Source organism: Nocardia sp. NPDC055165 (assembly GCF_053606985.1).
The window spans coordinates 113,711-130,656 of sequence record NZ_JBSGSS010000008.1; the positions used below are offsets into that span (position 1 = coordinate 113,711).

Annotated in this window: 16 protein-coding genes; 4 read left to right on the forward strand and 12 right to left on the reverse strand. The window is 65.7% G+C overall.

Annotated elements, in window-relative coordinates; translation table 11 throughout:
• Window positions 1–16 precede the first annotated feature (16 nt).
• The 4 genes from ACWFRF_RS18240 to ACWFRF_RS18255 all read right to left on the reverse strand — a co-directional run bounded on the left by ACWFRF_RS18240 (window position 17) and on the right by ACWFRF_RS18255 (window position 4,056).
• Entirely contained in the window at window positions 17–1,639 is a 1,623-nt protein-coding gene (locus ACWFRF_RS18240; protein WP_452451357.1) for an AMP-binding protein, read from the reverse strand.
• A gap of 29 nt (window positions 1,640–1,668) precedes the next feature.
• On the reverse strand, window positions 1,669–1,869 hold the full coding sequence (locus ACWFRF_RS18245; protein WP_379312315.1) for a hypothetical protein: 201 nt from the start codon (window positions 1,867–1,869) through the stop codon (window positions 1,669–1,671).
• 35 nt (window positions 1,870–1,904) lie between these two features.
• The gene (locus ACWFRF_RS18250; protein WP_452451108.1) at window positions 1,905–3,389 is read right to left on the reverse strand and encodes an FAD-dependent oxidoreductase; all 1,485 of its coding nucleotides are present in this window, start codon (window positions 3,387–3,389) and stop codon (window positions 1,905–1,907) included.
• A gap of 91 nt (window positions 3,390–3,480) precedes the next feature.
• Complete coding sequence (locus ACWFRF_RS18255) at window positions 3,481–4,056, reverse strand: CGNR zinc finger domain-containing protein (protein ID WP_452451109.1); 576 nt, start codon at window positions 4,054–4,056, stop codon at window positions 3,481–3,483.
• Between the two features lie 81 nt (window positions 4,057–4,137).
• On the opposite strand from ACWFRF_RS18255, the gene ACWFRF_RS18260 reads away from it, so the two are divergent.
• On the forward strand, window positions 4,138–5,319 hold the full coding sequence (locus tag ACWFRF_RS18260; protein ID WP_452451111.1) for an epoxide hydrolase family protein: 1,182 nt from the start codon (window positions 4,138–4,140) through the stop codon (window positions 5,317–5,319).
• Between the two features lie 421 nt (window positions 5,320–5,740).
• On the opposite strand, the gene ACWFRF_RS18265 is transcribed toward ACWFRF_RS18260, so the two are convergent.
• The 3 genes from ACWFRF_RS18265 to ACWFRF_RS18275 all read right to left on the reverse strand — a co-directional run bounded on the left by ACWFRF_RS18265 (window position 5,741) and on the right by ACWFRF_RS18275 (window position 10,168).
• Window positions 5,741–6,898 carry a fatty acid desaturase family protein gene (locus tag ACWFRF_RS18265; protein WP_452451112.1) on the reverse strand — a complete coding sequence of 386 codons (1,158 nt, stop codon included), beginning with the start codon at window positions 6,896–6,898 and terminating at the stop codon, window positions 5,741–5,743.
• A gap of 133 nt (window positions 6,899–7,031) precedes the next feature.
• Complete coding sequence (locus ACWFRF_RS18270; RefSeq protein WP_452451114.1) at window positions 7,032–8,843, reverse strand: AMP-dependent synthetase/ligase; 1,812 nt, start codon at window positions 8,841–8,843, stop codon at window positions 7,032–7,034.
• 29 nt (window positions 8,844–8,872) lie between these two features.
• The gene (locus tag ACWFRF_RS18275; RefSeq protein ID WP_379317196.1) at window positions 8,873–10,168 is read right to left on the reverse strand and encodes a YhgE/Pip domain-containing protein; all 1,296 of its coding nucleotides are present in this window, start codon (window positions 10,166–10,168) and stop codon (window positions 8,873–8,875) included.
• Window positions 10,169–10,246: 78 nt separating this feature from the next.
• Between ACWFRF_RS18275 and ACWFRF_RS18280 the strand changes: the two genes are divergently transcribed.
• Entirely contained in the window at window positions 10,247–10,843 is a 597-nt protein-coding gene (locus tag ACWFRF_RS18280; protein WP_378991785.1) for a TetR/AcrR family transcriptional regulator, read from the forward strand.
• Window positions 10,844–10,894: 51 nt separating this feature from the next.
• Here ACWFRF_RS18280 and ACWFRF_RS18285 read toward each other — a convergent pair whose 3' ends face one another.
• Window positions 10,895–11,521, reverse strand: coding sequence for a TetR/AcrR family transcriptional regulator (locus ACWFRF_RS18285; protein ID WP_452451117.1), 627 nt, complete (start codon window positions 11,519–11,521; stop codon window positions 10,895–10,897).
• A gap of 87 nt (window positions 11,522–11,608) precedes the next feature.
• On the opposite strand from ACWFRF_RS18285, the gene ACWFRF_RS18290 reads away from it, so the two are divergent.
• On the forward strand, window positions 11,609–12,406 hold the full coding sequence (locus ACWFRF_RS18290; RefSeq protein ID WP_378991788.1) for a thioesterase family protein: 798 nt from the start codon (window positions 11,609–11,611) through the stop codon (window positions 12,404–12,406).
• Between the two features lie 19 nt (window positions 12,407–12,425).
• Here the strand turns inward: ACWFRF_RS18290 and ACWFRF_RS18295 are convergent, their stop codons facing one another.
• Window positions 12,426–13,226, reverse strand: coding sequence for a carbonic anhydrase (locus tag ACWFRF_RS18295; protein WP_387444988.1), 801 nt, complete (start codon window positions 13,224–13,226; stop codon window positions 12,426–12,428).
• A gap of 264 nt (window positions 13,227–13,490) precedes the next feature.
• Here ACWFRF_RS18295 and ACWFRF_RS18300 point away from each other — a divergent pair, with 264 nt between their 5' ends.
• Window positions 13,491–14,393: an aminoglycoside phosphotransferase family protein gene (locus tag ACWFRF_RS18300; protein WP_452451119.1), complete on the forward strand. Its 903-nt coding sequence runs from the start codon at window positions 13,491–13,493 to the stop codon at window positions 14,391–14,393.
• Window positions 14,394–14,478: 85 nt separating this feature from the next.
• Here the strand turns inward: ACWFRF_RS18300 and ACWFRF_RS18305 are convergent, their stop codons facing one another.
• From ACWFRF_RS18305 to ACWFRF_RS18315, 3 genes are all read right to left on the reverse strand, one after another.
• On the reverse strand, window positions 14,479–15,903 hold the full coding sequence (locus ACWFRF_RS18305) for an MFS transporter (protein WP_452451121.1): 1,425 nt from the start codon (window positions 15,901–15,903) through the stop codon (window positions 14,479–14,481).
• 83 nt (window positions 15,904–15,986) lie between these two features.
• The gene (locus tag ACWFRF_RS18310; RefSeq protein ID WP_378991793.1) at window positions 15,987–16,427 is read right to left on the reverse strand and encodes an Rrf2 family transcriptional regulator; all 441 of its coding nucleotides are present in this window, start codon (window positions 16,425–16,427) and stop codon (window positions 15,987–15,989) included.
• A gap of 87 nt (window positions 16,428–16,514) precedes the next feature.
• Window positions 16,515–16,931, reverse strand: coding sequence for a GNAT family N-acetyltransferase (locus ACWFRF_RS18315; protein WP_387444984.1), 417 nt, complete (start codon window positions 16,929–16,931; stop codon window positions 16,515–16,517).
• Window positions 16,932–16,946: the final 15 nt, after the last annotated feature.

Genomic DNA, 16,946 nt, shown 5'->3' on the forward strand with positions numbered 1-16,946 from the left:
CGCAGGCGCGAGCTGGTCACAGCATGCGCTGCCTGCCGTGCGCGGCGAACTCCGACTCCACCGACCGCCGGTCCGCCTCGGTCATGCGCCCGTAGACCGGTCGGCCACGCCCCACCCACCGGTACACCGGTTCATCGGTGCGCCACGCCTGCTCTTGCAGTTCGCGTTTGAGCACCTTGTTCGACCCCGTCACCGGAAGATTCGCCGAGACGCGCAGCAGCCGGGGGAGACCTTTGCCGCCGAGATCGGATTGCGCACAGAGGAATTCGGTGAACGCGTCGACATCGAAACCACCCGGATCGGCGACCTCGACGGCGGCCATCACCTGATCGCCCGAACGCGGATCGGGCACCCCGAACACGGCGGCGGCGATGACAGCGGGATGACGGCGCAGAACCTGCTCGATCATCAGCGCCGAGGTGTTCTCGCCGTCCACCCGGATCCAGTCGCCCTTGCGACCGGCGAAGTACAGGAATCCACCGGTGTCGATATAGCCCAGATCCCCGGTCCAATACCAGCCGTTGCGCAGACGGTCGGCGTCGGCGACCTCGTTCTTGTAGTAGCCCTCGAACGCGAGCGCACCGGCCTTGTCGATCATCTCCCCGATGGCCTCATCAGGGTTGAGTACCCGGCCGTACTCGTCGAGCTCGGCCCGTGCGCACTCCCGCAACGAATCCGGATTCACCACCGCCACACCGGGATGCGCCGGCCTGCCGAGCGCAGCGGGCGGCGCGGCCGGATCCAGGGCGGCCAGGCTCGGGCCCTCGCTGGAGCCGTACCCCTCGAACAGCTGCGCGTCGAAACGGCGCCGGAACTCGTCCTGATCGGCCACCGACGCCTCGGTACCGAATCCGCGCACCAGCGAATTGTCGGAATCCGTTGCGGTTTCGGGCGTGGCCAGCAGATACCCCAGCGCCTTGCCGACATAGGTGAAATAGGTCGCCCCGAAGTACCGAACATCCGGAAGGAACTGCGACGCAGAGAATTTCGGCGTCAGGCAGACCGTCGCACCGACCGACAACGCAGGCGCCCACAACGCCATGATCGCATTGCCGTGAAACAGCGGCATACAGCAGTAGTCCACGTCCTCGCGCACATGCCCGAACTTGGCCGTCGCCGCGTAGGCAACCACCGACAGACGGCGCTGAGTGCACCGCACCGCCTTCGACGCACCGGTGGTGCCGGACGTGAACAGCAACAGCAGCAGCGAGTCCGGCCCACCCACCGCCGCAGGCGGCACCCGGCAGGCATCGATCCGGGCGCCATAGCCTGGATCATCGACCAGCAGGAACCGATCCTCGGCCAGATCGAGATCCAGCTGCCGATGCCGCGCCATCCCCGCGGCATCGGTGACGATCAACTGACAGTCGACATACCCGATATCGGCAGCCAATTGGGCGTCGCCCCGGGTCGGATTGAGACCCGCCACCGTCGCACCCGCCAAAGCCGCCGCGCCCAGCCAGAAGACGAAATCGGGCACATTGTCCAACAGCACCCCGATATGGAACGGGCCGTCGCGGCGCAGGGTGCGGGCAAGCTCCGCACGGGCAGCCGACTCCCGGACCACCGCATCCCAGCTCCACTCTGCGTCGCGGGTGCGCAGGCCGAGCCGCTGGTCGCCGAGCCGGTCGAGCAGCATGCACGCGATGTCCGCCCGGCGCGCGCCCGTCACTCCGACCCCGGGTAGATCAGTTTCAGGAAACCCTTGTTCACCACACAATGATCATCGACAACCAGCCGATTCAGCTCGGATTCGAGCACGTTGCTGCCGCCTGCCATTCCGAGCACCGTGCGGTGCCGCTCGTTTGTGGTGGTGGCCGAGCGCTGCTCGAGCGGCGCCCAGGTACTGCCCGGCTCGACGATCGCCATGGTGAGACTCCTGTTTCGGTAGCCGCCGACTCGGTTCAGGACGCAGCGGGAGGCGCGGCCGCGGCGACACCGGCGCGGCGACCGAAGAAGGTGCCGTCGCCGAGCGACGTGCCGCTGATGTAGCCCCACGAATGCAGGCCCGACGTGGCCCTGCCCGCGGCGTACAGACCCGGGATCGGTGCGCTGTCCAAGTCGAGGACTTGGCCGTCGACCGTCGTGTGCAGACCACCGATGGTGAACACCTCAGCTCCGCCACGGCCCGCTTCGCCGTACTCGGGCGGGGCGATGCCGCGCTGGACGTCGATCGCGGCGAACGGTGCCCGCAGCGGCCGCAGCCAGTGCGCCGCCTTGTGGAAGTAAGGGTCCTGCCCGTCAGCCGCGTGCCGGTTGTATTCGGCGACCGTCGTCGCCAGCGCGCCGGGCGGCATACCGATCTGCTGTTCGAGGTCGTCGAGAGTCTCGGCCACGAAATGCGGTTGTACGCCCCACCGTTCGTTCTCCGGCACTTCCTCGTAGGCCTGCTCGTCCAGGATCACCCACACCTTCAGGCCGTGCTTGAACAAGGCGGCCTGGCCGACGAGCCCGGGATAGACATCCTCGTTGATGAAGCGCCTGCCGATGTCGTCGACGATCATGCCGCGCACCATCATCCCCGGAATCAGCGAGATCCCCACCTGTGCGGCGGACATGTGGCGCACCGCGGCGCCCACAGCCTGTGCCATCACGATGCCGCGCCCGTCGTCACCGCCGTCACTGTTGACACCGAGCCCGACCAGTTGCGGTGCGTGCTGAGCCACCATCGCGGCATTGTCGGCGAACCCGCCCGTGGTCAAGACGACGCCACGTCGAGCACGGTAGGTGTAGTACCGGCCGTACTGCTTCGCCACGACACCGACCACGCGTCCGGCTTCGGTGACGAGCCGGATCGCGTTGGTGTCGGTGTGCACTGCCACCGCGGTCGCGGCGACGGCCTCGAACAGCTTCTGCATCAGCACCTTGCCACCGAAACCGTCGGAGGTGACCCGGTGCCCACGCGGCGACGGCTTCGCGAGATCAGCAAAGGGCCAAGCCTTTTCGCCCATCCACATGAGACCGTCATCAGTGGGCGGCACCCACGTGGGGGAGTCCCACAACGAGGGTTTGAACGGGACGCCGTGGTCGACGAGCCACTGGAAGTGCCGTGCGCTCTCCCGGCTGTAGAGGCCGACCTTCTCCCGGTCGGCGTCCGGTCCCAGCGCGGCCAGCAGGAACGCTTCCATATCCTGCGCGGTGTCGTCGAACCCGCAGGCCCGCTGGATCTCGGTGCCGCCGCCCAGATACATCTCGCCGCCCGACAGCGCGGACGACCCGCCGCCACCACTCAGCTTCTCCAGCACGATGACATCGGCGCCCGCGGCAAACGACTCGAGCGCCGCTGCCGCACCTGCGCACCCGTATCCCACGATCAGAACATCGGTTTCGTAGTCGACCTGCCCGACATCGCCCGCATCGACAGGCGCTACCGAAGTGTGTGTGCTCATGACAACTCCCATCCGCTGTGCTGCGCACGCTAAGGAGTTCTCGCGCACGCCGGACGGGGGAGTGTCCATCCACCGGGAGACCGGCTGCTGATTACCTGCTCGCTACGGGTAATCCTGCTTTCCGATCATTGAAGCGCGCCTTCTTCTGACGATTCCCGCACGTGTTCATGTCGCACCATTTGCGGGTGCGGCTCTGGCTGGTGTCGAAGAAGGCGGCTCGACAGGTCGGCGATGCGCACAAGGCCAATTTTCCGTCGCGCTCGCCGGCGAGGATGCTGATCGCGTCGGCGGCGATGACACCCAGCGCGTCGTCGACGCGGGAATCCGAGTTGAGTCGCCAGTGCCGATTGCCCTCGGGCGTCAGGACCGCTGACGCGCGGCCCTGAATGCTGCGGTCGTTGATGACTCGGACTGCAGAGGCCGGGGGAGTGTCGTGCATCGCGGTCGCGGTCGCGGCGAGGTGAATCGCCTCCCTCAATTCCCGTGCGAGTGCGAGCTGGGCGGTGGTGCAGGAATTCACGGCCAGGCCGCTCACCGTCAGCCAGTCGACGAGCCGCTGCGGCGTCGGGATGCGCTCTACAGCGTCGCCGGAGCGCTCTGTCAGCGTCGCCGTGAAGCTGGTCGCCAGCACAGTGCCGAGGCGGAAGTCGGGGAACTCAGCATGCATGGAACCACCTTAGCTGGTTGCGCGCTGACATATCGTCATGTTAGAACCGTCTAAGACGGTTCACCAATCGCAGGAGGTCTCGTGCCCAATCCGATCAGCGACGTCCAAGCATTCGAAGCCCACGCACCCGACACCGACCTCGACGATCTGCGCGCACGACTGGCCGCGGCACGACTACCGGAGCCCGAGACTGTCTATCGCGCCGCGCCCGACCCGCGCCGATGGGAGCAGGGGGTCCCGCTCGCCGACCTCGTCGAGGTCGTGCACTACTGGCGCACCGAATACAACTGGCGGTCGTTCGAAGAGCGCCTCAACCGGATCGGCCAGTTCCGCACAGCCATCGACGGTCTGGAAATCCACTTCCTGCACCGCCGATCCACGCGCGCCGATGCCACCGCGCTGATCATGACGCACGGCTGGCCGGGCAGTATCGCCGAGTTCACCGATGTAGTAGACGAGTTGGCGGATCCGCAGGACGCGGACGCGCCGGCGTTCCACGTTGTCGTTCCCTCGCTGCCCGGGTTCGGTTACAGCGACAAACCGGCCACCACAGGCTGGGGGACCGAGAAGATCGCGGCCGCCTGGGTGGAGCTGATGACAAGGCTCGGCTACAACAGGTTCCTGGCTCACGGCGGCGACTGGGGAGGCAATATCACCACGGTTCTCGGTGGCAGATTCCCGGCGCATGTTCTCGGCATCCACTCGACGTTCGCCGAGGCACCGCCCGGGTTGACGACGGACGGGCTGACAGCCGCCGAGCGCACCTGGACCGAGGAGACTCGCGATTTCTGGCGGCACCGCGCGGCATACGCGAAGCAGCAGGCGACGCGACCGCAGACCATCGGCTACTCGCTCGTCGACTCACCGGTCGGACTCCTGGCCTGGATCCTCGACAAGTTCGCCGAGTGGACAGACACCGAAGACAGCCCGTTCGAGACGATTTCCATTGACCGGGTTCTCGACAACGTCACGCTGTACTGGCTCACGCGGACCGGCGCATCGGCCGCTCGTATCTACTACGAAAGCCACAACTCGCTCGACCCCGAACTTCGTGTCGACGTTCCATCGGCAATCACCATGTATCCACGTGACGTCGACAAGTGCCCGCGGGTCTGGGCGCAAGAGCGGTACCGGCAGATCGTCCGATGGGGATCGCCCGACAGCGGGGGACATTTCCCGTCGCTGGAGGTTCCCGAGTACTTCGTCAAGGACCTGCGGGAAGGTCTCGCAGCTGTGCTGGCCGCCAGGGTAGTGACTACTTGACATAATGTGCATTATCGGCGTTTGAAGGCGGCCTGTCGGAAGGGGTTTTTGCGAATGTTTGCCGTGCATGCATAGTTGCATCGCGTACTGACAGGCACTCGCTGTCGCTTCCCTGGATTGCCGCGTCGGTGTGCGCACTTCAGTACTCGCGAGCTCGATTGGCCACATCCTGGGACATCCGAAGGAAAGCTGGCGAATCCGGATAATTCTCGGCCTGGTCGATTCATGACCGTTCCCGGCGAATGTGCTCATCGGCGAATCTGGGCCCGTATCCTCGATAAGCCGAACCGGCCACCCAAGGCTCCGGCACTCCCCCTCTCACTTCCCCGGCTTCAATTCGTCACAGTGACGAAACTATCTAAAGGTGCCTGGACGGCACACCGCATAGCTTTTATCGCGTGATGCGGTGTGCCATAGAGGATCAGACCAAAACGGCGGTGAGCCGGCGCGATTCGGTGGCCTTTTCGGAGCTGGTTTCCGGTGCGTTGTCGGCGTCGGCGGTGAGGTACTTATCGGGCAACGACAGTTTGGCGATGGTGCGCAGGGTCAGCGCGTACTGACGGACCAGGCTGCCGGTGGTGTACGGCAGGCGATATTCGGCCGCGAGCTTGCGCACTTCACGCTGAATTTCGGGCAGCCGGTTGCTCGGCAGGTCCGGGAACAGGTGGTGTTCGATTTGATGACTGAGCGTGCCGGAAAGGATGCGCATCAGGGGACCGACGTCGATATTCGCGCTGCCCAGGTATTGGCGCAGATACCATTCGCCGCGGGTCTCACCCTCGATATCGCGCTTGGTGAATTTCTCCGCGCCGTCGGGGAAATGTCCGCAGAAGGTGATGATCTGCTCCCACACATTCTTGGTGAGGTTGGCGGTGACGTTCGCGCGGATCGTCGATTTCCAGTTCCGACCGGTTACCGCCGGGAAGATCACATAGTCCTTGAGCAGCTGCTTACCTGCCTTCTGGGCGATTTCGTCGCGCGCCTGCCGGAACTTCTTCTTGTCCTTCTTGCCCGCCAGCACGCGCGGGATCTCCAGGTGGTACACGCACATACCCAGCTCGTACAGCAGTGACACCGGGACGAGGTAGACGAAGTTGCCCAGGTGGTACAGACGCCAGCGCCGGTCACGGGTGATGCGGAGCAGCCCGTACCCTTCGTCGGGGTCCAGCCCGAGCACATTGGTGAAGACGTGGTGGCGGTAGTTGTGCGCTTCCTTCCAATGGGCGGCGGGCATGGAATGGTCCCATTCCCAGGTGGTGGAGTGGATTTCCGGGTCGTTCATCCAGTCCCACTGGCCGTGCATGACGTTGTGCCCGATCTCCATGTTCTCGAGCACCTTCGACAAGGTGAGCAGGCCTGTCCCCCACCACCAACTGCTTTTCCGACCCGAGTCGATCAGCACGAGCCGGGCGGCTATCTCGCATGCTCGCTGAACGCGGATGACGGTCTTGATGTATTTCGCGTCGCGTTCACCCAGGCTGGATTCGATCTGTCTGCGCAACGCGTCCAGGCGTTGCCCGAACTCTTCGATGTCGGTCGGCGAGAGATGCGTGTACGCCTCGACGTCAGATATAGCCATCTGCTGTGTTCAACCCCTGTTCCGGTGCCCGCGCCGGGCGCGGTCCAGGTGAGAATACGAACTCGACGGGGTTGGTTCGGTACTGTGCGTGGTATTTAGTTAGACGTAACAGCCGGAAGTGCCGGAATGGGTGTCAGTGACTACTGGCGGCGGGTTCGTAGATCTTGTCCACCTCGGTGGCGTACTTCTTCATGACCTCTGCTCGCTTGAGCGACATCTTCGGTGTCAGTTCGCCGGTGGCCTCGGTCCAGTCGACGGGCAGGATGCGGACCTTCTTGATCGCCTCGGCATGGGACACCTTCTTGTTGGTGTCGGCGAGGGCCGCATCGATCTCCGCGACGAGATCCGGGTTGTCGATCAGAGCCTCGTTCGTGGTGTCGGCGGGCAGGTTGTGGCTTTGCTTCCAGGCCGGGAGTGCTTCGGGGTCGAGGGTGATCAGGGCACCGACGAACGGACGGCCGTCACCGACCACCATCGCCTGGCTGATCAGCGGGTGGGCGCGCAGCGAGTCTTCCATCAGGCCCGGGGAGACGTTCTTTCCGCCCGCGGTGACGATGATTTCCTTCTTGCGGCCGGTGATGGTGAGGTAGCCGTCGCGGTCGATGCTGCCGAGATCGCCGGTCTGGAACCAGCCGTCGGCGAAGGCGTCGTCGGTGGCCTGTGGGTTTCCCCAGTATTCGTGGAACACGACAGGGCCGCGTAGCAGCAGTTCGCCGTCGTCGGCGATCTTGACGGCGTGGCCTTCGGTCGGGCGTCCGACGGTGCCGACCCGGGTATCGGCCGGGGTGTTCACGGTGATCGCCGCAGTGGTCTCGGTGAGTCCGTAGCCCTCGTACACGGGGATCCCGACGCCGCGGAAGAAGTGACCGAGCCGCGCGCCGAGCGGTCCACCACCGGATACCGCCGCCTCGCATCGTCCGCCGAGCGCCAGGCGCAGCTTGCGGTAGACGAGTTTGTCGAACAGGGCGTGGCGCAGTCCGAGGACGATTCCGGGGCCGCCGGTGTCCTGGGATTCACTCCAGGCGATGGCGGTCTCGGTGGCCAGGTCGAAGATCTTTCCCTTGCCGCCGGCGTGTGCCTTCTGCTTGGCACCGTTGAAGACCTTTTCGAACACTCGCGGCACCGCCAGGATGAAATGCGGCCGGAAGCTGCCGAACTGGTCGACGAGTGTGGACCAGTCGGAGCTGAACGCGACGACCACCTTGGCGTCGAGCGCGGCCAGCGTCACCGCGCGCGCGAAGACGTGGGCGAGCGGCAGGAACATCAGTGTCTTGTTGCGCTCGGTGACGAACTCCCCCAGCGCGATTCGGTCGGATTTCGACTCGGCGTAGAGGTTTCCGTGGGTGAGGATCACGCCTTTGGGTCGTCCGGTGGTGCCCGAGGTGTAGATCAGGGTGGCCGGGGAGCTCGCGCCGACCTCGGCTCGGCGGGTGTGTACGGCCGCGTCGTCGAGGTCGGCACCGCGCGTGGTCAATTCCGCGACGGCACCTGTGTCGATCTGCAGGATTTCTCGCAGTTCGGGCAGGGCGCGGTCGTCGATCTCCTCGATGATTCGGCGGTGTTGGCCGCTGTCGACGATGAGCAGTTTCGTCGCGGAGTCCTGCAGGATCCACTTGGCCTGCTCGGCGGCGGAGCTGTCGTAGATGGCCACGGTGCAGCCGCCGGTGGCCCAGATCGCGTGGTCGAGCACGACCCACTCGTAGCGGGTGGGGGCCATGATCGCTACCCGGTCACCGGGTTCGATGCCCGAGGAGATGAGGCCCTTCGCCACGTCGGTGACCGTTCGGGCGAACTCGGCCGCGGTGACATCGGAGAGTCCGCCGCTGCCGTTGGAGACGTTGAACAACACCGTGTGGGGCGAGTGCTCGGCGTGCAGGAACACACTGTCGGAATTGTTCGCGTGCTCGGGAATCGTGTAGGAAGCCGGGGCTTCGAACTCGTGCATCACAGGGCCCTTCCACATGGATTGATCAGTTACTGCGCGGGCGCGTGCTCGATGCCGAGTCGCAGCATGCCGCGCAGGTCGTAGGTGTTGGTGGCGACCGCGCCGACGATCAGGCCGATCGCCAGTCCCGCGCAGGTCATCCAGAGACCCTGTGCCATGCCTGCTTCGAGGTGTCCGTCGAAGAACAGGATGGCGCGTACGGCCAGGTAGATCTGGTGCATGGGTTCGAACGTGGCCATGTCGGCGATCCAGCGCGGTGTCGCCTCGAGCGGGATGGTGCCCGACGATGACGGGATTCCGAGCACCACGAACACGATGAGGTTGATCATCAGGCCTGCCGTGCCGAAGGCGGCCATCACCGACAGGGCGGTGACCGCGATGGCGGCGATGGCCAGTGTGCCATAGAGGAACAGCATCAGTGGTCGCTCGATCGCCATGTTCAGCAGGGTGCCGACGCCGAGGAACACGCCGGAGGCCAGCGGGGCGCTGATCGCGGCGATCCCCCATTTGATGAGCAGCGTGCGCCACCGGCTGATCGGGGCCGGGGTGGTGGCCTTGTGCCATGGGCCGTATTCGGCGGGGACATAGCCGAGTGAGGCGTCGACGAGTGAATTGATCATCATCGCGCCGCTGAATCCGACGATCAGCAGGACCAGGGTGTAGAAGAAGGCCGCCAAGCCCTGGCCGGTGCCTTCGGGGAGCGGGTGGTAGGCGGTGACGACGACGTCGATCGGCTCGGCGAGCTGTAGCTGTGCGGCGCCGCTGAGTGGTGTGGCCCCGGCCGCGGTGCGGACCTGTTCGGCGAGTTGGGTGCCGACGGTGCTGTTGACCTGTGTCATGGCCTGGTCGGCGACGGTGTTCATGATCTGTGCGGCGAGGGTGCCTGCCCGCGGGTTGGTGAGCACGGAGATGATGGGCTGCTCGACCTGGCCCGGGACGATCGAGGCGGCGCCGAGGATGGCGACGCGTTTGGTGAAGTCGCCGGGGATGACGATGGCGCCGTAGACCTCGCCGTTCTGCAGCTGTTGCTGGGCTTCGTTGATGCCGAGTGGGCGCAGGTCGATCTTGTCGGCGGGGATGTTCTCGCTCAGCGCGGAGGTGATCTGTGCGCCGATGTTGGCCGGTTTGCCACCGACGGTGTCGCCGACGTCCTGGTTGACCAGGGCGATCGGGAAGTCGTGCAGGTGCTTTTCGGGGTCGGCGGTGTAGCCGAGGTACATGGTGCCCAGGAGCGCCGCCAGGATGGTGACCAGGGTGATCGGGGCCAGCCATTCGCGGATCGGCATGCTGCGCTGTGTGCGGGTGGGCGCGGTGTTGTCAGTCATGGCAATCGTCAATGTAGTCAGCGACAACAAAGTAGTCAACGCAAACATTGGGTGGCCGTCAGATATCCTGCTCGTACCATGTCCCTGCACACCCCGTACCACCACGGAGACCTCCGCGCCGCGCTGCTGACGCGCGCGGAGGCGACACTGCGCGAGGCCGGCGTGGACGGGCTGTCGCTGCGTCAACTGGCCCGCGACACCGGCGTCAGCCATGCGGCCCCGAGTCGTCATTTCCGCGACAAGCAGGCACTGCTCGACGCACTGGCCGTCACCGGGCTCGAACGCCTCGGCGCCTGCTTCGAACAAGCCGTGATCGAAGGACCCATCACGGCACGCCTGCAAACCGTCGCCTACGCCTACCTGCGATTCGCCGTCGACAACCTCGAGCTCTTGCCGCTGATGTTCGCGCGCCGAAACAACTCCACCTCCGCCGATATTCAGCAGGCCGCCGACCGGGCGTTCGCGGTGCCGATCACCCTCATCGCCGATGGTCAGGCCGCCGGCGAGATCGTGGCAGGTGACCCGAAACGGCTCGGCGTCACCGCCCTGGCCGCCCTCCAGGGCTTGGCCACCTTCGTCGGCTCCGGCTACACCGCCGACTACGACTCCGAACAGCTACTCGACGACCTGGTCCGCCACCTCACCCTGGGCCTGCTCCCCCGCGCCGCCGACTGACGATGCCGCGAACCGCATCCTGACGTGCGGAAGGCGATGGCCGACAAGGCTTCAGGCGCGCAGGAACAGCCGCATGGATTCGTCGACAACGGCCTCACGCGTTCGCCCCTCCGGGTCCGCAGCGGGCCGGAGCCAGATCGAAGCATGATTCAGGATCCCGTGCAGGCAGTGCAGCGCCACGGAGGGGTCCGAACAATCGAACTCACCTGACGCGACACCGCGATCGATGACCGCACGGAAGATCCGGTCGTGGCGTCGACGCATGGTCTTGATGGATTCACCGTGCTCGTCGGGCCACGGCGCGGGGAAGGAAAAGAGTTTGCCCACTTCCGGGTAGAGCACCGTCAGAACGCGCAACTGCTCGGCGATGAGCGAGCGCAGCTGTTCGGCCGAGGAGAGCTCGGCCGCGGTCTCCAGCGCCTCGCCGAGATGGGTCAGCACGTCAGCGGTCAGCTTTTCCAATGCTGCCGAGACCAAGGCGTCTTTGCTCGGAAAGTAGTAGTAGAGAGTTGCTTTCGCGATGTCGGAGCGTTCGGCGACGTCCTCGAATCGCATTCCCTGATAGCCGACGCTGGACAGGATCTGCAATGCGGCGTCGATCATTTCCGCCTTGCGTCGATCGCGTCGTCTCTCCGCACGCCCTGCGGGCGCGACGCTCTCGTCCGTGGTCGCGGTCATCGCATGATTCTATCTGCCACCGGCAGCCGACTATTAGGACGATCAGACGACTTGCAGGATGAAAATTCGACCCGTAGGTTGATAAATGTGAGAGATACGATCGCGCCCACGTCCTACTTCCACCGGGTCGGTGCTCACCGCTTCGCGCCGACTGCCCACGCGGGTGGAGCGTGGGACACCGCCGAGCAGCACTTCAGCCCGCTCGGCGGGCTGATCGTGCACGAGATCCAGCGAACACGCGCCCACGAACAGCGCCCAGCGTTGGCCATGAGCCGGATCAGTTTCGACATCCTGGGCAGGATCGCGTTCGGGGAGTTCGACATCGACGTTCGGACCATCCGCCCGGGTCGCACGATCGAACTGGTCGAGGCGACCGTCACCATCGCCGGGCGCAGCGTCGTCTCGGCCCGCGCGTGGTTTCTGAGCGCGCAGGACAGTGCGGGCGTCGCTGGTGGGGAGCCCGAGCGGCTTCCCACCCCCGAATCATTGGCGTCCTGGCCGCTGACCTCGGTGTGGCCCGGCGGCTACATCGCTTCGCTCGATACCCGCCCGGTCGGCATTCCTCAACCCGGGCGGACCACCGCGTGGGTGCACTCGCCGATGGACTTGGTGTCCGCGGAACCAGCTGATCCCCTGGCTTCCTACCTCGCGCTCGTCGACACCGCGAACGGCATCGCGGTGCGACAGGAGCCCACCAAGTGGATGTTTCCCAACCTGGACCTGACCGTCCATCTCTATCGGCAACCCGAAGGCGAATGGACCGGTCTCGACACGACCGTCACCTTCGGCCACACCGGACAAGGACTCACCAGTACCGTCCTGCACGACATTCGCGGTCCGGTCGGGGTTGCCGAACAGATTCTCACCCTCCGTCCACAGGATTAGGTGCCTGTGCCGAGCGGGCTCAGTTGGGTCCGGCGAGGACTACCGGGCGGCCGTTGCGCGGTTGAGTGGGTCGGTTGCTGTGCGGGAACAGGGCGCGGTAGTTGTCGACATCAGGGGCTGCGACCGGCGCAGGGTGGCGCAGCACGATCCACTCGACACCTTCGGTGCACGGGGGCGTGGTCAGGGAGCCCTGGTAGCGGAACTGGGCGAGGTCGGCTGGGAGGAATTCGCGCGGGTCGACAGTGGCGACAGCGCGGGTGAGCCCTGAGCGGTTCGGGGCGGCGGTGAGGATCCGACTCAGCGGGGTGGGGTCGGTGTGCGCGTTCAGGAGGACGGCGAGAACGGCCAACCGGCCCGATCGGGCGGTGTGGACGAAATGCAGTTCCATGGCGGTCTCGGCACCGTCGACGGTGTGCTCGCTGGGGAGATGGAAGTGGAATTGGGTCAGGGTGAACGGCGTTGCGTCGACGACGATGCGGTTGCCGGAGTCCGCTGGGGCGCTCACCTGCACGGTGTGCCCGTTGTTCAGCAGGTTCACCGACGGGATGGGGCGGTAGTCGATCTCGATGTGATCGGACGGGTGTAGTTCGGTGGGGCTGTCCAGGTCGATCGGCGATTGGGCGTGGCCGACTCGGCAGGCCGAGTAGCCGCGGTCGAGGTCGGCCCAGTGCTCGGGGCCCTCGGCGTCGTAGTCCCAGTGCGGCTTGCCCGTGGTGGCCGCGACCGAACCGCCGCAGCCGGCAGCAGCGAGCAGTGCCAGTGCGGCGAGTGCGCCGCGGCGGGTGATGACGGGGCTGAGGTCATTGTGACGAACCGGCACCGGTGTAGCTCCTTGCCATGATTCTGCCGTCGGCCCGGATGTAGACGTCCCGGGACGGCAGTGTGCGCGTGTCGAAACCAGCTGGCCGACTACCGAACCGAGAATGTCCGGTTTGCACCGAATATCCTTCTAGTGCAGTCGATTTCGCTCCTGCGCGGTGTCTCAGGCTATGCCGGTCGTCATCGCGGAGACCAGACTCGAGGGCGGCGAGATACGTCACATCGGCGGTGTCCGCGGCTCGAGATAGACGCCTAGGGTCGTCTCATGATCGAGATTCCAGAGGTCTTCACCCGCGAAACAATCAGTCGGGAAGGTGAACCCGGGCGGGCATGGATCGCGACACTACCCCGGCTGGCGGATGAATTACTGCAACGGTGGTCGTGCACTCCTGACGGGCCGGTCATGCACGGCCACGTCGGGATCGTCATTCCGGTGCTGTGCCCGGATCTGCCGCCCGCGGTTGTCAAGATCTCCTTTCCACACCCGGGCAACGTGTTCGAGCCGGACGCGTTCGCCACCTGGAACGGACGGGGTGCGGTGCAATTGTTCGACCGTGATGACGAACGGTTCGCGATGCTGCTCGAGCGCACAGGACACGGAACTCTGGCCCACATCACCGACTTCGACGAGGCAGTCGGCATACTCGGGCAACTGTCCCACCGCTTGGCGATCGACGCCCCCGCCGGGCTGCCGCGCCTGAGCGACCTGGTCGCCGACTGGACGGACGAGCTCCGCACGACGGCCGCCGAACTTGGCGATCCACTCCCCCGCCGCGTTCTGGATGCCGCGGCCGAGACCTTGCGTGACCTCGGTCCGGGTCAGCCCGAGACCCTCGTCCACGGCGACCTTCATGATGCGAATGTGCTGGTGGGAAAACGGGAGCCCTGGCTCGCGATCGACCCCAAGGGGTATGTCGGCGACCCCGCCTACGACACGATCACTGTCCTTCGCAGCTACCGGTTCGCGCCGCTGCTGTTCGCCCCTGATCCGGCCGCCGGTATTCGTCGCGGACTGGACTTGTTTTGCGAAGCAGCGGGTATCGACCGTGATCGTGCCCGTCGATGGGCGCAGGTCCGGGCGATCAAGGCCGCACTCTGGGGGCGTCGGCACGGCGATCCCGGTTGGTTGATCGGAGCGACCGACCGTCTGACCGAGATTCTGTGGTGATGTCGCGATCGGCCGTCGCTCGATTCGGCCAAGGCCTCGAGGTGGGGTCCAGCGGCTTGCCAGTAAGGACTTCCAAGCAGGGTCTTCATGGCAGTTCGTTCGATGCGGGAGTGGGGCGCATCCACAGGGCGATGATCAGTGCGGTGACGGCGACGAAGGCCATCGCGAGGAAGGCATCCGAGAATGCCGCCCCGGATCCCGTGTCGTTCAGGGGGTTGAGGGCGTCGGTACCGGCTTGTCGTCGTGCGCTGACCAAGGCGCCGAAGAGCGCCGGACCCGCGCTGGCGCCGAGGAATTGGGCGCCCTGGAGGATCCCGAGCCCGATGCCGGCCTGTGCGGGAGCCAGAGCGCCTGCCGCGGCGCTGATGATCGGCGTCATCACGAAGATGAAGCCGGCGCACAGTGCGGTGATCCCGATCGCGGTGAGGACCAGCGAACCGCCTCCGGCCACAGCGGACAGGAATACCGCGGACAGTCCCATCACAGCCAGACCGGCCAGCGTAGGGGTGCGGGCACCGATGCGATCGGCCAGGCGTCCACTCAGCGGTGAGAGCATCGCGACGGCGAGGCCGACCGGGATCATGACCAGCGCGCCGGTGCCCGGATCGAGGCCGTCGACGTCGACGAGCACGATCGGCACGAACACCAAGGCGCCGAGGTTGATGCTCATTGCCAGCGACACGACGATCACAGCGATCCGGAAGACCTGGTTGTCGAACAGTGCGGGTGGGACGAACGGCCGGTCGATGCGCCGATTGCGACCGACGAACACCACGAGTGTGGCCATGCCGACGACGAGGCATCCCCACGCCGAGGGCGCCGTGAATCCGGCGACCTGAGCCTGGGTGATTCCGAACAGCAGCAGTCCGGCGCCTGCACCGAGCAGGATGCCGCCGGTGAGGTCGAACCGCTCGGCGGTGGTCGGTGAGTCGGCGGGCAGGACTCGCCAGATCAACGGCAGCAGTACGAGCGCGATGGCGACCATCAGCCAGAACGGTGCGTGCCAGCCGAGCAGCTGTCCGATGCCCCCACCGAGGGCAGGTCCGGCCGCGGTGCCGATTCCTGCCGCGGCGGAGATCACCCCGATGCCCATCCCGCGTTTTTCCGCCGGCAGCAACCGGGTCACGCCCAGGATCGTGAGCACCGGGATCCCGGCTGCGCCGATGCCCATCACGATGCGCCCGGCCACCAGCGCGAGCAGACTCGGGGCGAGCGCGCTGACCAGGCTGCCCGCGGCATAGGTTGTCAGGCAGACCACGAACAGGGTCCGCAGGCTCACTCGGTCCGACAGGCGTCCGTAGAAGGGAATGCCGACGGAGAACATCAGCAGGAATCCGGTGACGACCCATGCCAATTCGGCTTCCGAGGCGTCGAACTCGGTGCCTATCGCCGGTAGCAGCAGATTGACCATGTCGCTGGCGATGACCGTCGCCAGCATCGCGGGCATGAGCACCGCCAGCAATGCCAGGCCTGAACCAGCGTGGTCGGTTTCGAGTCTCGTGGATGTCATGGGTTCCCTCTCCCAGCTTTACCGCAACCATTATGGTTACAGTTCGGGTAAAAAAAGAACGGCGGTCTCCCGCCGTCCTGCGATCAGCGCATACGCGCCGCTCGCTCGATGTCGAATACCTTCTGGAGCAGGTGTGCGATGGTCGTCCGACCCAACTGCTCCTCCATGGCCTGCTCGGCGTTGCGGAACTGCTCGTCGACAATCGCCTGCATATGACGACCGACCTCGCACTCGGCGCTGGGCGGGTGGGCATGTCGAGACAGCACCGGCGAACCTTCGACGGCGCGGTAGGCGTCGAAGAGGGTGATCTCGCGAGCAGGGCGGGCGAGCGTCCAGCCCCCGCCGCGACCCTCCGTGGACCGCACCAGGTCGGCGTCACGCAGGTTGCCGAGGATGCGTCGAACCAGCACGGGATTGCTCGCCAAGCTCTCCGCGATCTCCACAGACGTCAACGAACTCTCCCCGCCTTGCGCCAATTTCGTCAATGCGTGAATGGCGACCGCGCTTCTGCTGCTGACGCTCATGCATCCTCCCGGTGCCGTTGACCTTCGAAACTGAAACTAACACGGTTGCGGTTTCCGTGCACGGCGAAAAAGAGGGCCGGTCGTGATTCAAGCGGGATCGGCCGGCCAGGTCTTTTCCATCCACTGGTCCGGTTCGGGGTGAGCAGTGAAGCCGTAGGGGCGGTACATGTCGTGGGCATCGCCGGTAGCCAGGGCCATACGGCGTAGCCCCCAGTCGTCGGCGTCGGCCATGATCCGGTCAAGGAGGAGTTTGCCGACGCCTTTTCCGCGCTGTCGACGGTCTACGTAGACGTCGGAAAGCCAGGCGAAAGTGGTGCGGTCGGTGACCAGGCGGGCGAAGGCGATCTGGGAACCGTCGTGGAACACGCTGTAGGGCAGAGAATTCTCGACGACGCGGCGGACGCGTTCGCGGCTGCGGCCGAGGGCCCAGTAGGCATCGGTCGACAGGCGGTGGTGGAGCCAGTCGAGATCGACTGCGGCGGGATCGGTGGAGATCTCGAGCATCGGTCCAGAATAGGT